This is a genomic window from Staphylococcus sp. MSU001 (genome assembly GCF_052976705.1).
This window is the reverse complement of record NZ_JBRIKK010000002.1, coordinates 134,494-155,412: the sequence shown is the minus strand read 5'-3', so window position 1 is coordinate 155,412 and position 20,919 is coordinate 134,494. Positions and strand designations below refer to the sequence as shown.

The 20,919-nt window shown below is 32.4% G+C and carries 15 protein-coding genes; 7 read left to right on the top strand and 8 right to left on the bottom strand.

All coding sequences use genetic code 11. The annotated features are described in order from the left end of the window. Positions 1–8 precede the first annotated feature (8 nt). The 3 genes from ACVBFA_RS01865 to manA all read left to right on the top strand — a co-directional run bounded on the left by ACVBFA_RS01865 (position 9) and on the right by manA (position 4,871). Positions 9–1,880 (top strand): BglG family transcription antiterminator, encoded by a 1,872-nt coding sequence (locus tag ACVBFA_RS01865; protein ID WP_126122476.1) that lies wholly within the window; start codon positions 9–11, stop codon positions 1,878–1,880. 84 nt (positions 1,881–1,964) lie between these two features. Further along, positions 1,965–3,905 (top strand): fructose-specific PTS transporter subunit EIIC, encoded by a 1,941-nt coding sequence (locus ACVBFA_RS01860; protein WP_447158768.1) that lies wholly within the window; start codon positions 1,965–1,967, stop codon positions 3,903–3,905. Positions 3,906–3,920: 15 nt separating this feature from the next. Continuing rightward, entirely contained in the window at positions 3,921–4,871 is a 951-nt protein-coding gene (gene manA / locus ACVBFA_RS01855; protein ID WP_126122474.1) for a mannose-6-phosphate isomerase, class I, read from the top strand. A gap of 310 nt (positions 4,872–5,181) precedes the next feature. On the opposite strand, the gene ACVBFA_RS01850 is transcribed toward manA, so the two are convergent. Beyond that, a complete protein-coding gene (locus tag ACVBFA_RS01850; protein ID WP_002501388.1) occupies positions 5,182–8,040 on the bottom strand; it encodes a YhgE/Pip domain-containing protein in 2,859 nt (952 codons plus the stop codon). A 287-nt stretch (positions 8,041–8,327) separates the two neighbouring features. Between ACVBFA_RS01850 and ACVBFA_RS01845 the strand changes: the two genes are divergently transcribed. Further along, positions 8,328–10,295 carry an amidase domain-containing protein gene (locus ACVBFA_RS01845; protein ID WP_126122473.1) on the top strand — a complete coding sequence of 656 codons (1,968 nt, stop codon included), beginning with the start codon at positions 8,328–8,330 and terminating at the stop codon, positions 10,293–10,295. Positions 10,296–10,663: 368 nt separating this feature from the next. On the opposite strand, the gene ACVBFA_RS01840 is transcribed toward ACVBFA_RS01845, so the two are convergent. Next, the gene (locus ACVBFA_RS01840) at positions 10,664–12,694 is read right to left on the bottom strand and encodes an LPXTG cell wall anchor domain-containing protein (RefSeq protein WP_126122472.1); all 2,031 of its coding nucleotides are present in this window, start codon (positions 12,692–12,694) and stop codon (positions 10,664–10,666) included. Between the two features lie 249 nt (positions 12,695–12,943). Between ACVBFA_RS01840 and ACVBFA_RS01835 the strand changes: the two genes are divergently transcribed. After that, on the top strand, positions 12,944–13,372 hold the full coding sequence (locus ACVBFA_RS01835) for an organic hydroperoxide resistance protein (RefSeq protein WP_001831844.1): 429 nt from the start codon (positions 12,944–12,946) through the stop codon (positions 13,370–13,372). 313 nt (positions 13,373–13,685) lie between these two features. Next, positions 13,686–13,862: a hypothetical protein gene (locus ACVBFA_RS01830; RefSeq protein ID WP_001831885.1), complete on the top strand. Its 177-nt coding sequence runs from the start codon at positions 13,686–13,688 to the stop codon at positions 13,860–13,862. Positions 13,863–14,094: 232 nt separating this feature from the next. On the opposite strand, the gene ACVBFA_RS01825 is transcribed toward ACVBFA_RS01830, so the two are convergent. Continuing rightward, positions 14,095–14,784 carry a flavin reductase family protein gene (locus ACVBFA_RS01825; RefSeq protein WP_126122470.1) on the bottom strand — a complete coding sequence of 230 codons (690 nt, stop codon included), beginning with the start codon at positions 14,782–14,784 and terminating at the stop codon, positions 14,095–14,097. A gap of 161 nt (positions 14,785–14,945) precedes the next feature. Next, positions 14,946–16,118 (bottom strand): MFS transporter, encoded by a 1,173-nt coding sequence (locus ACVBFA_RS01820; RefSeq protein WP_126122469.1) that lies wholly within the window; start codon positions 16,116–16,118, stop codon positions 14,946–14,948. A 340-nt stretch (positions 16,119–16,458) separates the two neighbouring features. Here ACVBFA_RS01820 and ACVBFA_RS01815 point away from each other — a divergent pair, with 340 nt between their 5' ends. Further along, the gene (locus ACVBFA_RS01815) at positions 16,459–16,815 is read left to right on the top strand and encodes a hypothetical protein (protein WP_002446941.1); all 357 of its coding nucleotides are present in this window, start codon (positions 16,459–16,461) and stop codon (positions 16,813–16,815) included. A gap of 147 nt (positions 16,816–16,962) precedes the next feature. Here ACVBFA_RS01815 and ACVBFA_RS01810 read toward each other — a convergent pair whose 3' ends face one another. The 4 genes from ACVBFA_RS01810 to gtfA all read right to left on the bottom strand — a co-directional run bounded on the left by ACVBFA_RS01810 (position 16,963) and on the right by gtfA (position 20,906). Further along, a complete protein-coding gene (locus ACVBFA_RS01810) occupies positions 16,963–17,442 on the bottom strand; it encodes a peptide-methionine (S)-S-oxide reductase (RefSeq protein WP_002486901.1) in 480 nt (159 codons plus the stop codon). Positions 17,443–17,611: 169 nt separating this feature from the next. Beyond that, a complete protein-coding gene (locus tag ACVBFA_RS01805; RefSeq protein ID WP_002446939.1) occupies positions 17,612–17,959 on the bottom strand; it encodes a membrane protein in 348 nt (115 codons plus the stop codon). A 105-nt stretch (positions 17,960–18,064) separates the two neighbouring features. Continuing rightward, positions 18,065–19,405 carry an accessory Sec system glycosylation chaperone GtfB gene (gene gtfB / locus ACVBFA_RS01800; protein WP_002486845.1) on the bottom strand — a complete coding sequence of 447 codons (1,341 nt, stop codon included), beginning with the start codon at positions 19,403–19,405 and terminating at the stop codon, positions 18,065–18,067. Then, positions 19,398–20,906, bottom strand: a complete 1,509-nt coding sequence (gtfA, locus tag ACVBFA_RS01795) for an accessory Sec system glycosyltransferase GtfA (RefSeq protein ID WP_447158767.1) — start codon at positions 20,904–20,906, stop codon at positions 19,398–19,400. Before gtfA ends, gtfB begins: the two co-directional genes overlap by 8 nt. Positions 20,907–20,919 lie beyond the last annotated feature (13 nt).

Below are 20,919 nucleotides of genomic sequence, written 5' to 3'. Positions count from 1 at the left end.
GATTAATCGTGATTGATAGACAAATCAAACTCATCAAATTGTTATTAAATTATACAGATACATATATAAGTGGCCATGATATTGCCAAACAGTTAAATGTATCTAACAGAACTATTCGTAATGATATTAAAACTATACATACTACATTTCTAAATGAATTAATTTTAAGTGTACAATCTAAAGGTTATATGCTAAATACATGGCTTTATACACCTGATGAGATACAATCTGCTTTAGAGTCAGTTATTGTAAAAGAGAATAAATTACTTATCATAATTGCTTATAGGTTATTTATGGAAAAGCATACATTCACTATCAAAGAGCTATCTTCAACTTACCATTTAACAAAATCAAAAGTGATTGATTATATAACACGTATACAAACGTGGGCTATAAAATTTGATATTTATTTATCAATTAAAAAGAAGCAAGGTATCATAATCGATGCGAGTACAACGAGTATCAGTAATGCTGTACTTCATATCAACCAACTTACAGACGATGAATTTAAAGTTGAAAACCTTATTTTACAAGAGTTACCTCAAGCCCATACTAGAAAAATAAAACAAATTATCTCAAAGCATATAGATAATCATCAATTATCAACTTCTGAAAATAAAATACAACAATTACTTGTGCATCTAATTTTAATTATTAAACATTCTCAACCAGAGGAAGAAGATTGGAGCACTGATACAGAATCTTTAACTATTGCGAAAAAGTGTATAAAAGATATCAACGAAACGCTTGGATATCAACTTAACAATAAAACAAGCGAATGCTTTTCCTTTTTTATTAGCTACCATTACAATAAGTTTGATTTAGGGGTCCAACAACTATTTATCCAAAGTTATATCGATCGCCTCATTGAATTAATGGAGCAGCATATTGGTTTTCCCTTTTCACAAGATACAATTTTAAAAGATAATATGAACGTCCACTTTAGTCGTACATATTTGCGATTAATGCGTCATGTGTATCTAAATAATCCATTAACAAGTCAAATTAAACGACTATATCCCTTTGTCTTTAATACACTATATGATAGTATTCGACAATTATCACAAGATACAAATATCCAATTAAGTGAAGACGAGATTGCCTTTTTAACTATACATTTTCAGTCTTCTATCGAACGTCATAAGTCATCACATATTCATGTTGTAATTGCTTGTTATTATGGTTTAGGCATCTCAACGTTACTCGCTGAGAAAATCAAACAACTTAATCATGCAATACAAATCGTAGATACATTAAAACTTGAAGATATTAACGACTATCATTTTGAAGGGATTGACTTATTAATTACTACTCAAGACTTTGATACAAGACAACTTTTACAAACACCTAAAGTCATACAAGTATCACCTTTATTTTCAGATGAGGATGCTAAAAAAATCGAATTCTTTATAAAAGCCATGCAAAATCCATTATCAAAAGATGATATATTATCAAAAATTCAGTTGAGTGTTGAGTCCAATTTCAAACTGAATCATTCAAATCACATTCTTCCAATTTTTGAGAAATCCAAAGAAATTTTAGATTATCATCATGCAACTCTAGATGGCTATATAGAAAGTGCCATAGATCGCGAAAAACAATCCTCAACATATATAGGTAAAGGGATAGCACTCCCGCACGGCAACCCTGAAAAAGTACTAAAATCACACATGATTATATTTAAACCTTCTCAACCTATAACATGGAAACAACATAAAGTTAAACTTGTTTTCTTTTTAGCAATGAGTAAAAAAGATTTAAATATTAACCGTAAAATTATACAAACAATTGCTCAATTAGAAGAAGATGACATCCATCAATTATGTCTTTTAGATGATTTACAACTAAAAAACACTTTGTATGCACGTTTTAAAGAATAATTGCCACTATTGACGGCAATTATTCTTTTTTACGCTTAAATGTATACGTTTACAATTATTGTTAGGAAAAGGAGCGTGCATACTATGAAAATACTTGCAGTTACATCATGTCCAAATGGAATTGCTCATACATATATGGCTCAAGAAAAATTAGAACAAGCGGCAAAAGATATGGGCGTTGATATTAAGGTTGAAACTCAAGGAGGCGTCGGAGCAGAAAATGTGCTCACTTCTAAAGAAATCAAAGAAGCTGATGGAATCATCATTGCTGCCGATAGACAGGTAGATTTATCAAGATTTAATGGTAAACCTCTCATCAATGAAAGTGTACGTGAAGGTATTCATAGACCCAAGGAATTAATACAGCGCGTGATTGACCAAGATGCACAAATTTACCATGATCAAAATATTTCTACAAATATGTCTAGAGATCAGGAAGAATCTCATAAAAGTAATATTCAAATGGTGTATCAGCATTTAATGAATGGTGTATCTTTCATGGTGCCATTTATCGTCGTTGGCGGTTTACTCATAGCTATTGCCTTAACTCTTGGAGGACACACCACTCCAAAAGGATTAGTTATCCCCGAAGATTCATTTTGGAAATCTATTGAAAATATTGGTAGTTTATCGTTTAAATTTATGGTTCCCATCCTTGCAGGTTATATCGCGGTGAGTATTGCTGATAAACCTGGTCTTGTTCCAGGTATGATTGGTGGTGCCATTGCTGCAGATGGTAGTTTATATGGAAGTGAAGCAGGAGCTGGTTTCCTTGGTGGTATCGTCGCAGGTTTCTTAGCGGGCTATATTGCAAAATGGATTAAACAGATTAAAGTTCCTAAAGCTATGGCCCCTATTATGCCTATCATCATTATACCTATTCTATCTTCATTAATAGTTGGTCTCATTTTTATATTTGTAATAGGCGCACCAATTTCGAATATTTTTGGTGCATTAACATCATGGTTAAAAGGAATGCAAGGGGCTAACATCATTATTCTTGCTATTATTATTGGCGCGATGATTGCTTTTGATATGGGAGGTCCAGTTAACAAAGTAGCATTTTTATTCGGTTCTGCATTAATTGCTGAAGGCAACTACACTGTGATGGGAATGGTTGCTGTTGCAGTATGTACACCACCGATTGGTTTAGGTTTAGCAACGTTTGTTCGTAAACACCAATTTAATAAAGCAGAACAAGAAATGGGTAAAGCATCATTTACGATGGGATTATTTGGTATCACTGAAGGAGCAATCCCTTTTGCTGCACAAGATCCTCTAAGAATCATTCCAGCTAATATGATTGGCGCGATGATTGCTTCAGTAATAGCGGAGATTGGAGGTGTCGGTGATAAAGTTGCTCATGGAGGTCCTATTGTCGCTGTACTAGGTGGCATCAGTAATATTTTATGGTTCTTTGTAGCTGTTCTCGTTGGAAGCTTAGTAACCATGTTCACAGTCTTGTTGTTTAAGCGTCACACCCCTGCTATAGCAAAAAACAGTAGTGGAAATGATACTTCTGTTGGAACTGACAATGTATTTTCTGATGACCAATCTACTAATCACACTACACAATCCTCACATCATATGGTGTTCGATAAATCACTCATTGAAATTACCAAGGAACCAATGACAAGAGATCAAGCGATTGATAGATTACTTACAAAGTTATGCCATCGTCATTACATTACGAATATAGAAGAGGTAAGAACCGCAATCCTTAAACGAGAAGCTGAGTCAACAACTGCTATCGGAATGAACGTTGCAATACCACATACTAAATCTTATGCAGTTAAACGTCCTATCGTCGCTGTATTAAATCATAAAGCAGGTGTAGAGTGGGAAAGTCTAGATGAATCCAATCCTCAGCTCATTTTCCTTATAGCTGTTCCCAATGATAATAACGATACACATTTAAAATTGCTACAACGTTTATCACGAACACTCATGAAAGATAATACGCGTGATGAGTTAATTCATGCTCAAAGTCGTGATGAAATATTTAATATTTTAAAAGAGATATAAAGGAGCGTATGACAAATGGTACTTTTTCTTCAACCCGTATTTCAAGAACGTTTATGGGGTGGCACCAATCTCACTCAATTTGGTTACGATATTCCGAATAATTCTACGGGTGAATGCTGGGCAATTTCCGCACATAAAAACGGTCCCAACACAATTCTTAACGGAAAACATAAGGGGAAATCTTTAAAACAAGTTTGGGACGTAGATAAAGCACTTTTCGGAAATGACTCACGTAAAGATTTTCCACTTCTCACTAAAATTCTAGATGCACATAATCCTTTGTCAGTACAAGTACATCCTGATGATGAATATGCACTTAAACATGAAGGCGAATACGGTAAAACTGAATGTTGGTATATTTTAGACGCTCAACCTGGTGCTGAAATTATCTATGGTGTTAATGCTACAAGTAAAAATGAACTTGAACATATGATTGATCATCATGAATTCGACTATTTATTTAAACATGTACCTGTTAAACCGGGTGACTTCTTTTATGTACCAGCCGGTACAGTTCATGCTATTGGTTCCGGAATACTCATTTTGGAAACCCAACAATCCTCAGATACAACATATCGTATATACGATTATGACCGAAAAGATAAAAATGGTCATACGCGTGAATTACATTTAAACCAAAGTAAAGATGTTATTGATATCACTACAACTGAACCTAATACAACACCTAAGACTGAAATGATAAATGGCAATCAATACACTCAATTTGTTGCTAATCATTTCTTTACGGTTGAAGAATGGTCTATCAAAGACATATTAGATTTTCAAAAACCACACACTTATTGCTTAGTGTCAATGATTAACGGCCACGGGCAAGTTTCAATCAATAACGAAGTATATAAAATCGATAAGGGTGATCATTTTATTTTAACTTCTGAAGATCAATATATTAACTTTGTTGGTAATATGGATATAATAGTCAGTTTTAGTAAAGATGAGGCATCTTAAATAAACGTGTTGCATCAATTTTTAATTTAAATCAATTGAATAAAACATCATGTTACTTGAACTGACTTAATCATAGATTTTTCTTTCATATAAGAGAAGCATCGATAATTACAACTGTGCCTGTTTCTATAGCAATAAAATCTGTCACTGTTAAACTTAGGATAAACAAAAACGGTTATCCACCTTCTGTTAAGGTGAATAACCGTTTTTTAACTTATCTTTCTAAGATAAGAACAATACAACATGTTTTCCTGTAAGTATCATTTTAAATCATACTGTTCTAACATTAATTAAGTAAAATCGTTGATCTTTATTCAGTTACTTTACTTTCGTCAGCTTTTTCAGCAATTTTACGGATAATAGGATCAGTCACAGGTTTCAAGCAATAACCTACAACCATGAATCCAATTCCGAATAAACCTAAAATAATCACTTTCGTAATCAGTATCTCTGGAACTATACCTCCAACTGTTTCACGTAATGCGTCGATAGAATACGTGAATGGTAAATATGGAGATATCGCTTGGAAGAATTCTGGCGTTGTTTGAATTGGGAATGTACCTCCACCACCAGCAATTTGTAACACAAGTAAGATAATAGCAACAGCCTTACCAGGGTTACCTAACAATGATACAGATGTGTAAATGATCGAGTTAAATACGAGTGAACTAAACACGGCAACAGAGACAAATAATATCGGTGATTCTATCGATGCTTTAAGGATAACTAAATCACCGATAGATACTATTAATGCCTGTATGATACCTAATAAGAAAAAGAAACCAGATTTACCAAGATACACTTGTCTCTTCGTCATAATAGGTTGTAAGTGTTCGTGTTTGTTATCCACAGATAATAAGCTAACCATTAATAATCCTCCAACCCAAATAGACAATGCAGTATAGAATGGCGTCATGCCAGAACCATAATCTTTTACTGGGAACACATCTGTCGTTTTTTTATTAATAGGGTTAGCAACAATATCCGCCTGTTTCTTCAAATCATTTTTCAGTGTATCTATTAACTTATCTACAGCATCATCTTTATCTAACTTTTTGAAGATTTTATTTGCTTTTTTCAAGTCTTTCTCAACATCTGGCAATTTATTTTCTGAGAAATCGGCAAGCGAAGCAAGTGCTTCTTTAGCTTGAGGCTGTTTCTCGTTTAATAAATCTACAGCATTATCATAACGACTAAATAAAGATGGTATTTTTTGGTTTACAGACTGTGTTACATTGGCTAGTTCTCTCTCTAATCCAGGCAAGTCATTACGTACAAAGTCTGCGGCTTTCGCGACATCTTTTTTAGCTGTTGGGAAGTAAGCCTGTGCAGTTCGCATTGCATTTATATATGCGTTTTCGATCGCTGGCAATGCAGTTTGAATCGTATCAATTCTCTTTTTACCGCTATTTAAAATATCTTGACCAGCGTTAATCACTCGGTTAATAGTATTTAATTTAGACTGGATTGTCGATAATGTATTTTGACCTTTATTAAGTTGATCAGTAATCTCATTAGAAACAGCTAGTAAATTACGATTAAGTTCTTTTTTAATGTAATTTCGTAATGTATCTAACCTTTTATTTAAGTTAGGTAAGTCACGTAATACATTGACTGCTTCTAATTGTCCGGAGCTACCATTTGACAATGCATCTATTAATTGATTGGTACTTTTTAAATTATCATTAATGCTATTGTTTGCTTCTTTCACTTGCTTAATTTCATTAGATAAATCAACATGTTCACTTTTTTCCAACTCTGACAAGATATCTATAAATTGTTGATTATACTTAGATGCGTTTTCTAAGCGTGATTTTATATTTTTTAATGGTTCTTTAAACTCTGATGGTTTATCTGAAGCGATGACACCATATGCTATATTTTTTAATGACTTAATGTCTTGTTGGGTAGCTTGTGCTTGTTGATCTGTTTGATTAGATAATGATAATAAAGCTTCTGTTAAAGCTGTATTCATTGATTTTACATCACTGTTAGATAAAATGTTATCACTGTATACGGGTTGATTCTCACCTGATTGACTCACAGGTACTGTTTTAATGTTTGAATGACTCTTCCCTTCCGAATGAGATGATTTTATAGCGCTTTGGGGTGTAGTTGATGCTTGATTTCTTAAATTTTGATTTGCTTGGTTATTCACATCTTGAGCGCGACCCGCTGCTTCTTGATAGTCTCCCACTCTCGCTTTAGCTTGAGTCAAATAACCTTTTGCATCATTTAACTGACCGCTCGCTGCATCAATTCCTTCACTTGCAATATCGACACCTCTATTGATTCTAGGGAATTGTGCTGGAACATCATTAGCAGCAACATTTAAAATTCTTTCAATATTTGGCATGTAGCTATCAAGTGCAAGTATCAACTTAGCCCTTTCATTAAGTGCCGGAATAGACGAATTAACAGCATTAAGTTTTTCTTGAGCATCTAATACATTCCCTTTATACTTTCCTAAACTTCTAAATTGATTAGCATAAGCATCCAAATCATCTTGATGTTTATTTAGTTCAATAATCTTGTCTGCAAATTGATTAATTTTAGGCAATGAATTATTAGCTTGATATACAGCACTCTTAATTTTATTGATTGTAGGTACATTATCTTCAATTGATAGTCCGACTTTGTTAGCTTCAGAAAGTAAAGCGGTTGCTACGGTTTTGTTAAATTGTTTATTTGCTTTATCAATTACAAACGACGATCCCGTATCGGTTAATTTAGCTGCTACGGCATTAATCTTCTGATTTACTTTAAAATCTATATCCGCCTTTTGAGGATGTTTTCTTAAAGTACCAGTGATTTCATGTGTAAATTTCTTCGGTATATAAATACCTGCATAATATTTTCCCATTTTAATTTCATGGTCAGCTTTTTCTCTACTCACAAATTGCCAGTCAAAACTATCATTCTTTTTTAAAGTTTTGACCATTTTATTTCCTACATTAATATTCTTACCACGAACTTTTTCACCTTGGTCTTCATTCACTACGGCAACTTTGATATGTCCTGTATGACCATACGGGTCCCACATAGCCCAGAGGTTAAACCATGCATAGAATGAAGGAAGAATTGCTAAACCAGCTAAGATGACCCATACCCCTGGTGTTTTAGCAACTCTTTTTAAATCCGTGATAAAAAGTTTTAGTGCGTTTTTCATTTTCACACTCCTATTTATCATTATTCTTTTTTATTGTAATACATTTCCTTACAGATGATTACTTAAATGTGCATATTTTTTTGCTTACGTAAAGATGATACACATATTATATTAAAATTTGATTAAAAGGATTTATTTTTCTAATGTTGATTAGTATAATATTTACATTAAGGCGTAATTCATTTTTGTTGATACTTGTCAACTTTATAAACCATAAGATAAATTATATCAAATTCTCATTTGTTATGACAATAACTAAAAATAATTTTCAAGGGAGCACACATAAGATGAAGAAAAATAAATTTTTAGTATATTTACTATCGACGGCGCTTATCACGCCAACCTTCGCTACACAAACAGCTTTTGCTGAAGATTCATCTAATAAAAATACAAGTTCAGATAAAATGGAACAACATCAAGCACAAAAAGAAACATCAAAGCAATCTGAAAAAGATGAATTTAACAACGATGATTCTAAACACGATTCTGATGATAAAAAAAGCACTTCTGACAGCAAGGACAAAGACTCTAATAAATCATTATCAGCTGACTCAACACATCGCAACTATAAAATGAAAGATGATAATTTAGTTGATCAACTTTATGATAATTTTAAGTCTCAGTCAGTAGATTTTTCTAAATACTGGGAACCGAATAAATACGAAGATAGTTTTAGTTTAACGTCACTCATCCAAAATTTATTTGATTTCGATTCTGATATAACAGATTACGAACAGCCACAAAAGACAAACCATTCTTCTAATGACGAAAAAGATCAAGTAGATCAAGCAGATCAGACAAAACAACCATCACAACATCAAAATCACTCACAGTCGTCTGCTAAACAAGATCAAGAACCATCAAACGATGAAAAAGAAAAGACAACTAACCACCAAGACGATTCTGACGTCAGTGATTTACTTGGAGAAATGGATAAAGAAGATCAAGAAGGCGAAGACGTAGATACAAACAAAAATCAATCTTCTTCTGAGCAAAAACAAACTCAAGCGAATGATGATAGCTCAGAACGTAACAAGAAATATTCTAGTATTACAGATTCAGCATTAGACTCTATTTTAGATGAATATAGTCAGGATGCTAAGAAAACAGAAAAAGATTACAATAAAAGCAAGAATACAAGTCACACTAAAACATCTCAAAGTGATCATGCTGACAAGAATCCACAATTACCAACAGATGATGAATTAAAACATCAATCAAAACCTGCACAATCATTCGAGGATGACATTAAACGCTCAAATACACGTTCAACAAGTCTTTTCCAACAACTACCTGAATTAGACAATGGTGACTTATCTTCTGATTCATTTAATGTTGTTGACAGTCAAGACACACGTGATTTCATTCAATCAATTGCTAAAGATGCGCATCAGATTGGAAAAGACCAAGATATATATGCATCAGTTATGATTGCTCAAGCTATTTTAGAATCTGACTCTGGAAAAAGTTCACTTGCACAATCACCAAATCATAACTTGTTTGGAATCAAAGGTGACTACAAAGGACAATCTGTAACTTTTAATACTTTAGAAGCTGATAGCAGTAATCATATGTTTAGTATCCAAGCAGGTTTCCGTAAATACCCAAGTACTAAACAATCTCTTGAAGATTATGCAGATTTAATCAAACATGGTATCGATGGTAATCCGTCAATTTATAAACCAACTTGGAAGAGTGAAGCTCTATCATATAAAGATGCTACTTCACATCTGTCACGCTCATACGCCACAGATCCTAATTATTCTAAAAAATTAAATAGTATTATTAAACATTATCATTTAACATCTTTTGACAAAGAAAAAATGCCTAACATGAAGAAATACAACAAATCAATAGGTACAGATGTGTCTGGTAATGACTTCAAACCATTTACTGAAACTTCCGGTACATCACCTTACCCACATGGTCAATGTACTTGGTATGTGTACCACCGTATGAATCAATTTGATTCATCCATTTCTGGTGACTTAGGTGATGCTCATAATTGGAATAACCGTGCTGAAAGTGAAGGCTATACGGTAACGCACACACCTAAAAATCATACTGCAGTTGTGTTTGAAGCTGGACAATTAGGTGCTGATACACAGTATGGTCATGTTGCTTTCGTTGAAAAAGTTAATGACGACGGTTCAATTGTTATTTCTGAATCAAATGTTAAAGGATTAGGTGTCATTTCATTCAGAACTATTGATGCAGAAGATGCTCAAGATTTAGATTACATTAAAGGTAAATAGTAAAAATTTAAAATTATTTGAGGTATTACCCACAAAATAATAGCACAAAGATGTATTCAAATTTACAATGCATCTTTGTGCTTATTTTATATTCAATAACTATATTAGAGTAAGTTTACATTGAAAAGTCCGTTTTTATATTTTGCTCAAGTGATTTCTAAAAGTATATTATTCATTATATATAACGATCGTTATTGCATGTCAAAAAAGAGTAGGACAGAATTGATTTTAAATTCTTAGTCCTACTCTTTTATACTGACTCTTGTTATAAACTTTGAGTAAGCATTGCGACAACTCAATCATTAACTGTGTAATTGTTTAACTACACATAAGATTGATGATGTCTATTAGTATATATCATTTTCAAATTAATTTTGGTGTTTTTTTCTACGAGCCATAAAGATGAGCGCCCCACCTAATGACATGAGTACAACAGCCACTGGCATCCAATGTTGTTTGATGACTTCACCTGTCGCTGGTAATGAAATATTACCATCGTCGTCAAATAGATCACTTAAAAGGCCACCTTTATTATCTAAAGATAATCCATTCTCCGGTGCCGAATGATCTAATTTATCAAGAATAGATCCTCTTGAGTGAAGTTTATCAAGTAAACTTGGTCTATCAAATATTGAATTAGAATCACCGACACCTTTGTTAATACGATCTAACAAGGATGGTCTATTCTTTATAGGATCTAAAATATATTCTAAGTCTTTCTTAGCTTGTTTTGCTCGTTTTTCTAAACCTAATAAATCATTTGCCTTGCCTTCAATCGCAGAGTGAATGAGATCCATGATATCTGATTTGTCCTTTTGTACACGCGCAATAACATCAGCGATAATTTTAGCTTTGTCTTTATTGATACGGGTTTGTAATATTGTTTCAATCGCTTGTCTTTTGTCTTTAGCATCATTAATCACACCATTCAATATATCATCAGCTGTTGCTGTTCCTTGACTATTAAAATGACGTTTTAATTGTTCTACGATTTGAGAATTCGACAAGTTTTGGCTTAACAATTTTTTGGCAATACGATCTGCTTCATCATTACCAAGTCGTGTCGTCAACAGTTGTTTAATTAAACTTTCTTTATCTTTAGATTGATCTAACATTGATTTTAAAATATCATCACTAGAAGTTAATGCAAGACCATCGATTTGCTTGGCAATTTGATTAGCGATATCTTCATTACTTCGGCCATTTGTTTTAATACGTTTCATTATATCTTCTACTTCATTTTTGCTAAAAACACTATTTAAGATATCTTCGGTTGCTTGTTTTTTATTACTAGCACCATTGAGTTGATCTATAATAATATTTCTTTGTCGGTCAATACTTTGCTTAGTTTTATCAATTTCTTGTTTAAGCGCTTGTTTCTTATCATCAGATAAAGTGTTATTATCCTCTACTTTTGTATCTAGTGCTCTTAAATTCATTAATTTATTATTTATATAATTAGAATCTAGTGATTGATTGTCAGTTTGTACCTTAGCAAGTGCTTTTTCAATCTTATCACTACCTTGTAGTGAACGTGTAATTGCTTGTATATCTTGTTTTCCATCTGTGACATGTTGATTTTTTGAATCCCTAATTTGATCAGTATCTGATGCTAGACGTTCTAATGTTGAGCGACGACCATCATTACTTTTATCGTCTTTACTATCACTATCAGATTGGTTTGTTGTTGTACTAGATTCTTCTTTGTTATTTTCTGTTTTATTAGATGGTGATGCTTGCTGATTGCTTTGTTCAGAAGGCTTATTATTAGAGTCAGACTTAAAATCTTGTTGGATTTTATCTAATTTATCAATAACTGACTCTTCAGAATCATCAGTAGTTGCATTACGTATACTAGCACTTGTATCGTGTACTTTATTATTTGAATCATCTTCTTCATCGGTTGTTGAGTCGCTAGGTTTAGAAACACTTCCTTCATCTTGTTGATGGTTATCAACATTTTTAGCAATTGAATCTAAATCTGACAGAATTTTATCTAAGTCTTTAGTTATATCATCATTATCTTTTTCAGATGTATCGTCATCTTCAGTTTTTGATGATGTGGCACTAGAGTCTGTCGATTCTAAGTGATTATTTTTATCTTTTGCATCATTTATAATACGGTCAATGCTTGATTGATTATCGACTTTATCTAAACGTTCTTCAAAACTTTTGATATCTGCGTCAGAAAGTTCTTTCAAATCTTTAATATCATTTTTAGCTTGTTGGATTTTGTCAGCGATGGAGTTACTATTAGAAGTATTTTCAACATTTGATGATGTACTTTCTGAATCTGCAAAAGCATCTTTTGTGAAGCCATAACCAACCAGCGAACCACTAAGTAACAACGCAGAACATGACAGCTTGAGGTAGACACCAATTTTATCTGTTCTCTTCATTTACACATACTCCTTTAATAAAGTTACCTGTATTATTCTTTAAATAGATTTACATGATTTAATCAAAAATATACATATCACATTATAATACATAATTTCATAGATTTGTAGATAATGAACCTAAAATAACAAATTTAAAAAACAAATTTCTTGTAATTATTAGTAATTTGGTATTACACTTCTTCACACACTTAATTATTTAAATAATATATCAAGTTAAGTGTAATTCAAAAACAAGGAGTTTTTATAATGGCAAATTCTATTTACTCAACTACAATGATTTCAAATGGTGGACGTGATGGTCGCGTTTTTAGTCCAGATAATACATTTGTTCAAAACCTTGCAACACCTAAGGAAATGGGTGGTCAAGGAGGCAACGATACTAATCCTGAACAATTATTTGCTGCTGGATATAGTGCATGCTTTAATAGCGCGCTATCATTAATCTTATCTCAAAATAAAATAAGTGATGCCAACCCAGAAGTTGAAATCACTATTGAATTACTTAAAGATGATACTGACAATGGTTTTAAACTTGGCGCAGATATTAAAGTCACACTTGAAAATATGTCCCAACAAGATGCTGAGAAATTTGTGGAGCAAGCACATCAATTCTGTCCATACTCAAAAGCAACACGTGGTAATATTGACGTTCAGCTAGACGTTACAGCTCAATAAAACTTGTAATCGTACAACTAACTCTTTGCAAATAATTCTATACACGATTAAAGAGTAGAATAATGAATTCAAATTGAATTCTATTCTACTCTTTTTATATACTCTCATACTTCCACAATCACTGTTTTTCATTTTCAATCCCTCATTAAATTTACTTTTCATAAACAAAATATCTTTTTTTAAATCAATTTCATACTTTTTAAAAAATTTCACTTTAAAACAACTATAAAAAGGTTAAAATGGGAATAGTATAAGTAAGTAGATTTTTTCTTCATAAAATGTAAAGTTGCTCATCACCGAAGGAGGACTATTTATGTTTACCATATCAATCATCGCTATGATTATTGGTGTTGTGCTTATCGTTTTAAGTCAAATTATCTATCATTCAAAACCGATAGATGCTAAAGAAAAAATGTTTATACCCGGTGTATGCCTTTTTTTAGTAGGACTCTTAAGTTTAATCGGTCACTTTGTTAATGGCTACGTATGATCTTTTTTCAAAGCTGTAAAACATACCAACATCTCTATAACAAAACATAGTATTTAAAAATTTTGTAATTATTAAAAGAGCCTAGGACATCATTGCCCTAGGCATATTTAGCTATTGGCTTTGTATAGGTAAATTTAAAATACGCTTATATCAAGTTTTTAAATTTCTAGTTCTCATTAATGAATCTGAACGACGAATTCAATATGAAAATGATTTCATTCTTTTTGATGTATCATGATTCTTTATTAGTGTTGTCAAAATTTCGACCTTCTAGTCCAGCCAATTCTTCTTTCGACGCTGCAGGTGCTTTCATTTCAAATATTTCATCGACAACCGTATAATCATAATAACCGAGACGTGCTATAGGTCTGATTGACTTAATGTCTAATTTTCCGTTGTCCATAATTACTTTATCGTCAATATGCACTTGTGCTACACGACCGATGACTATATCTACAGTTGAAACAGGGTCTCCAGTGGGAATTCTTACTGTTTGAACGTATTCACATTCAAAATGAACAGGTGATTCCTTTACCCTACTTCCAGGAGCTTCGATACACGATTCTTTCGTCACACCAGCAAAGTCAAATTCATCATCTTCTGGAGGTAATGCTTTGGATGATAAATTCACTGCTTCACGCAAATCATATATTGCCATATTCCATACAAACCAACCAGTTTCTTCCGCATTTTTAACTGTATCTTTTCTTTCATGATCGCCAAGCACTGACTGATTAGCCGCAAACATTACCATTGGGGGATCCCATGTAAGATTTTGATATTGACTGTACGGCGCCAAGTTATCTTTACCTTCTTTAGATACTGTAGAAATCCAACCTATAGGTCTAGGCACTGTACTACTTTTGAACGGATCATGTGGCAATCCATGACTTTTAACACCTTGTTTTGGTGAATAATTCATTTTAATTCCACCCCTATCGTTAATCGTTCTATCAACTTAAGGTTACATGACTTGACTTAGCATTGTCTAATATTTATCAATCATTTCATTATAGTTAAAAGTTAAAAATAATATTTATAACTTTTAACAACCAATATTACTTTTATCATTTGAAGCTATTTTCAAGAACGTTGGTCACCTGGCATAAATATTGATACAACTAAAGCAATCAGTCCGACAATAGCAATCATTAAAAACTGTAAGAAAAAGTTAGACAGTTCGCCTACAAATAACATTAAAATAGGTGCAATCGCTGTTCCTAAGAATAATACAAATGTATTAACAGATAAAAAGAAACCTTGATTGTTTTTCACAACTACACCTACTTTTGAAATAACAGTAGGAATCGCAAATGCGATGCCTGCAACAAACAACACACTAAATGTTGTAATAAGTATAATATTCGTAGTCACACCCATGAGTATGATCGACACAATACATGTTGTTAATGCGATAGTTATCAAGCGCTTCATACCTATACGACTGCTTACACGCCCTGCTAATAGAGATAATAACATGCCTATCACACCGAACAATTTCATCATTGAGGACACAGACATATCTCCCCCAACTTGGTGTGATATGACATATTCATTTAAAATATCATACATACTTATAAACATAATCAATAATGTTAGTGAAATAAATAAACAATAGAAAACTTTAAGATTGTCTTTGAAATCTTTAAAGTTATTGAAAAACTTAATGAGTTGTATATCAGGATTTTTATGTGGACTCTCAGGTACATTTTTATAAATAACTAATACGAGAATTAAATATAGGATTGTTAAAATAAAATATACCCACTGCCAATTCAAATAACTTACGACTAATTCACTCATATTTTGCCCTAACACACCTGATAACATAAAACTTGTACTGATAAAACTAATTGCTGTTACACGTTTCACACGTGGATAAGTTTCAGTTGTATAAGTCATGACTACAGGAGAAAATGATGCAGCAAATACGCCTTGTAGTGCTCTTAATATTAATAACACTGTAAATGAATGAACAATACCTATCATCAGACAGATGATAACTAATGCACTCATACCTACTAAAATAGTTTTAATTCTGCCATACTTTTCAGAAATCGTTCCATAAAATAGACAACTGATTGAATATGTTAATGAGAATAAAACACCGTTTAAAGTTGCTATAGATTCAGGAACATGAAAGTCTTCTGCGAAAGTTGCTGTAAGAGGTAGAGCCGTATATAAACTTGCCATTACAATGATACCTGAAATAAACATGATTGTCGTAATGAGATTATAGTTTTTACTTTCTTCCATCGATTTCCATACTCCTTTCTAAATTTTAATCAATACGATTATTATGACAGGTTGTTTCAAATTCCTAAAGAGATATTTAAATTGACGAAAAATTAAAATAATATAAATACACTTGTATACATTTAATTTCTTTATAGACACATGAGAGCTGAAAAATTGACATACAGATTACTTCAATTTAAGATTACCATTACCTTTTAATATCTATATTTCACAAACCTATGATTAAATCGTTAATATATTACAACATTTCTGTTAAATTGTGCATTTAATTTTTATTTTAGGGAAAAGAGATGTCTAGAAGGAATTCATATTTACAGATAAATAGGAGGAATCTTTAATGATTTTACGTTATGCTACAAATTTAAAACTAGCTAAAGAATTATATGATGCAAGTAAACCTAAATTAAAAGGCGATCAAGGTATGATTGATACGTTCACTAATACATTTGGTTTACCAGAAAACTCAGTTAAATTAGCAGGTGGCGTTGAAGCTGCAGCTGCTGGTTTATTTGCTGCAAGTTTTTTAAATAAAAATATTTCACGCTTAGGCTCACTTGCAGCAATTTCAGTACTTGGTGTTGCAGCTTACAAACATTTTGAAGCAGGGCATGGTAAAAAAGGTGCACAACATGCTTTAGACTTATTAGGTTTATCAACACTTAGCTTATTAGATACTTTTTCTTGCAAAAAATAAGTACTTCAACATATAAATATATATTAAATAAAGTAACAGCGGTAATTTCCTTATTAATCTTATCAAGGAATTACCGCTTCTTTTATGTTATCTATAAGCGAAGAACAAATGCATTCAATTCAACATTCTAGATGAATACGATAATGATTATTTCTTGTATTTATTAAGCAATGCTGGAGGAACATGACATAAATAATAATCTTCCGGAAATTTCTCAAGATGATTCTGATGTTCTTCTGCACTCTTCACATAATTACTTAGAGGTTGTACTTCGACCATTACTTTTTTCGCGTCTTCCCTGCGCTTAATGTAGTCTTTTGCTTCATTTAAATGCTTCGAACTTTCACTATACACGCCTGTTCGATATTTTTGACCCTTGTCTTGACCTTGTTGATTTAAACTATAAGGATTTATCATTTCAAACAAATAATCCATCAGCATATGTATTGAAGTTTTTGCAGGATCAAAGTGTATCTTCACACATTCAGCATAGCCATCATAAGGAGCATCTAAACATTTCGACGTTCCATTTGCCCTTCCAGCTTCTGTTTGAATAACTCCTGGAATCGTATTAAAAAAAGCTTGAGTTCCCCAGAGACATCCACCAGCAAAATATACCGTTTCCATATCCTCACTCCCTAAAACAAATGTGTTAACTCCCTTTTCAATAATAAAGAATTCAAAATAAGTCTCTCAGTTCATTCAATTACAATCAAAATAAGAAAAGAACCTGTACATATGATTGATGTATCAGGTTCCATATTATTAACTTGATTACTCTGTTCATTCTGTCTTACTAAGGCATCAATAATTTGATACCCTTCACAATGTTAATAATAAATAATACAAGCGAAGCGATAAGTAGAATACCTCCAATAATTACTCCTATCACTAGTACAGCAACTCCATTTGTCGAATCAATCAAGGATAGTCCAGCAGCAAATGATATAAGTCCTAATGCCAAACACACCCAACTCAATATATGGTTAAATAATGCATTTCTTGAATACGTAGATGCTGGTGGTTGTCCAACAATCCATACGATTAATGGAAACAATACAGGTGCAAAAAATACACTTAGATAACTTAAAGCCCCTAACATATCATCCGTTTTATCATGATAGCTTTTATCAAAATTTTCCATACAATCAATCACCTCAATTTAAATATAAACACATTCTGAGTATTCATTTAAGTGATATGGAATACAATTACAATATTGTAAGTTTCGATACAAAAATACTAATGATTAACCACTTAATGCTTGTACTAATGCATATTTAAATGTTGATACCGACACAGCATTAGCATGACGTTGTTGTAGTGCTAAACGTGTTTCAAATTGACCACGATGATTTCCTATCTCCTTCAAAGCGTTACTCAACTGACTTATATCATTTACAAGAAACTGATTTTCTATTGCAACGAAATCTTGATTATGAACAACCTCTTTATATCCCATAATTAACAATTGATGATTATATGCGCTTCTTACAGCATTCCCTATTTCATTCCCCTCATTAATATCTAAATAGATATTACATTGTTGATATAAGGTTTGAACTGTTTGATCTTTAATTATTGGATATAATTTAACATTTTCATATTGCGATAAACTTAATAATTTTGAAGACATCTCAGTTTTAGCGCCTATGTGAAATTGATAATCTTTATGTAAACGTATCAACGTTTCAACATGTGGTATTTGATCTGAATTTGTTAATGTTAATACATTCTTAGAATAGTGATTCCGTTTATACATGTCATATAAGTAACCAGATGCATATACTTTCTGTTGTTCCTCTCTAGATAGTTGTTCTTTGATCAATTTATATTCATTTTGATTAGGAACAATAACGGCAAAGCGACTTTGAAGGTTTTGTGATAACATGACTTTCATATTTCCTGGGATATAACCATGAGATTGCTCTTGCCAAAATAAAATACCTTTTTTCAATGTCGGTAAATGATAAATTGCTAAAAATGGTGTTGATAAAGTATTAAATATAACTTCTTTTATCTCAACGCCCATTTCACTCAAGTAAAATTTAATCCACTCTGTATATGACTCAAAAAAATAAGATTTCCCTTCATATTCTACAACTACATCGTTAGTTACATAATTCTCATAAATCACTTCTTTACCTTCACGTGTCATATACTTTTTTAATATTGCATTACCTAACAAATCGTAAACTGTTTCAGCAAATTTAAATCCTTCTTTTGTATAATAATCAACTGAACGCAAACGCTGTTTTGAATCAAGCCACTCTACATGGCTAACTACCCGTGTCTTATAATGTTCCTTATAAAAGATTTTACCTCTAAGCTCACCCATATCTGTAATGGTAGCCATTGTCGCATCTCCTTTAATTTCCCAAAAAGGAGGCGTATCAATATCATTAAAAAAAGCAGGGGTATCCTCTTCATAAATTTGATATGCTGCGAAAAAACGATACGGCGATGTCACATCATCAGGTAAAAAACCATCATCATTGATTACAATCGTAAAGTGATTGAAACCAGCATGCTTAAGAGAGTGATGTAATTCCTGTGTTTCTTGATTATAATTTTCGAATAAATTAATCATATAGCACCTCTTCAATGAGTTGTCTCCATAGGTCAACAATATGCGATGTTTTAAATGATTCTGCAATGTTATACGATACCTCATGTGCCCTTATGGGACCATCTTTAAAATATCGAATAATCATATGAGCGATTTGAGTTGTGATATCATCAGTAGACGCTTGTTCAAAATCTATCGGTATCAAATAGCCATTTTGATGATGTCGTATAAATGTCGGACTGCCATAATTCACATCAAATCCAATCATACCTAAACCTGAGCCAACCGCTTCCATTAATGTCAGTCCGAATCCTTCACTTTGTGAGGCAGCTATGAATAATTCATATTGCTGATATATTGTACGAAGATTTCTATGTCCTTTAATTTGTATGTAATCCTCAGCACGATGTTTGATAATAATATTTTTAATTTTTTCTTGTTCTTCTCCTTGTCCGTAGATATCAAAACTCAATTGAGGTAACTGATTTTTAGCTTTAATCACAGCTTCCACTATCCAATCAACATGTTTTTCGTTAGCAAGACGTGATGCGGTTATGATGGAATATGGTTTTCTTTCTTTTTCAGGATATTGTAACGATTCTATACTACCTACTGGAATTGTACGTATACGTGGGCAATCATTCTTATATTGTTTAAATTGTTCACTTAGTGTATGCCTTTGCAAATCTGTCGCTGTGATAAAGAAATCAATATACTGTGCATTTTCGAATTGATACTCATAATAATTATTCCATAAAATGTGAGTCCCATCAGTCGCCCCTTCACTGAAATGTTCAGCGTGAACGACTACGCCAACTTTACTGGATCCCTTGTTTTCTAATATGGCTTGTCCCACATCAGTTGCTCGATCAATAATAATAATATCATCTGAATCCAATCGCAATTGGCGTATAAAGTATGCGACGAGTGCTTGTTTACTGTATAAACGTACATCATCAAACACAAAAACATGTTCATCTTCATCTATATATTCGCGGTATGCAATTGATCCATCTTCATTATAAAATTGACGCATATATATTTTAGCTTTATTGTTAAAAGGAGCATAATACTCCGAGAATGTTCTTACATAGCTATAAAAATCTTTCCTAATTAACATTCCATTCACTACAAACTCCGCACGATCAACGTAATGTTCGTTAGCATTTTTTAAATAGCAGGTTACGAATGTTTGCTGATTATTTAAATAGAGTCGTAATACTTTACCGTTTTGTTCTTTTCGAGTAACCTCATTACCTAACTCTGAAATTAAATCATCAACTGTGTACGTTGTAGGAGCGATTTTTACGTCTGTGAAGTATTGATATAGCCAAATAACTTCATCATCTTTAAACCCTATGTTGCTTGTTAGTGTTTGAATATTTTCTGATTGAATAAAATCTAAAAATATAAATTTTGTTGGAAAAGGTAATTGCCTTAATAGTTTTGCTCGATACACTTGTGCATATTCAACACCACTACTGGCCCAACCGATTCCAAAATTGATATTATAAATCGTCATGTCTAACACCTCT

Bases quoted from the DNA above. Each gene is read 5' to 3' on its own strand.
- ACVBFA_RS01805 (WP_002446939.1), bottom strand. From the start codon at position 17,959: ATGGAAAATTTTGATAAAAGCTATCATGATAAAACGGATGATATGTTA.
- ACVBFA_RS01815 (WP_002446941.1), top strand. From the start codon at position 16,459: ATGATTTTACGTTATGCTACAAATTTAAAACTAGCTAAAGAATTATAT.
- ACVBFA_RS01845 (WP_126122473.1), top strand. From the start codon at position 8,328: ATGAAGAAAAATAAATTTTTAGTATATTTACTATCGACGGCGCTTATC.
- ACVBFA_RS01850 (WP_002501388.1), bottom strand. From the start codon at position 8,040: ATGAAAAACGCACTAAAACTTTTTATCACGGATTTAAAAAGAGTTGCT.
- manA (WP_126122474.1), top strand. From the start codon at position 3,921: ATGGTACTTTTTCTTCAACCCGTATTTCAAGAACGTTTATGGGGTGGC.
- ACVBFA_RS01840 (WP_126122472.1), bottom strand. From the start codon at position 12,694: ATGAAGAGAACAGATAAAATTGGTGTCTACCTCAAGCTGTCATGTTCT.
- ACVBFA_RS01835 (WP_001831844.1), top strand. From the start codon at position 12,944: ATGGCAAATTCTATTTACTCAACTACAATGATTTCAAATGGTGGACGT.
- ACVBFA_RS01830 (WP_001831885.1), top strand. From the start codon at position 13,686: ATGTTTACCATATCAATCATCGCTATGATTATTGGTGTTGTGCTTATC.
- ACVBFA_RS01825 (WP_126122470.1), bottom strand. From the start codon at position 14,784: ATGAATTATTCACCAAAACAAGGTGTTAAAAGTCATGGATTGCCACAT.
- ACVBFA_RS01860 (WP_447158768.1), top strand. From the start codon at position 1,965: ATGAAAATACTTGCAGTTACATCATGTCCAAATGGAATTGCTCATACA.
- gtfB (WP_002486845.1), bottom strand. From the start codon at position 19,405: ATGATTAATTTATTCGAAAATTATAATCAAGAAACACAGGAATTACAT.
- ACVBFA_RS01810 (WP_002486901.1), bottom strand. From the start codon at position 17,442: ATGGAAACGGTATATTTTGCTGGTGGATGTCTCTGGGGAACTCAAGCT.
- ACVBFA_RS01820 (WP_126122469.1), bottom strand. From the start codon at position 16,118: ATGGAAGAAAGTAAAAACTATAATCTCATTACGACAATCATGTTTATT.
- gtfA (WP_447158767.1), bottom strand. From the start codon at position 20,906: ATGACGATTTATAATATCAATTTTGGAATCGGTTGGGCCAGTAGTGGT.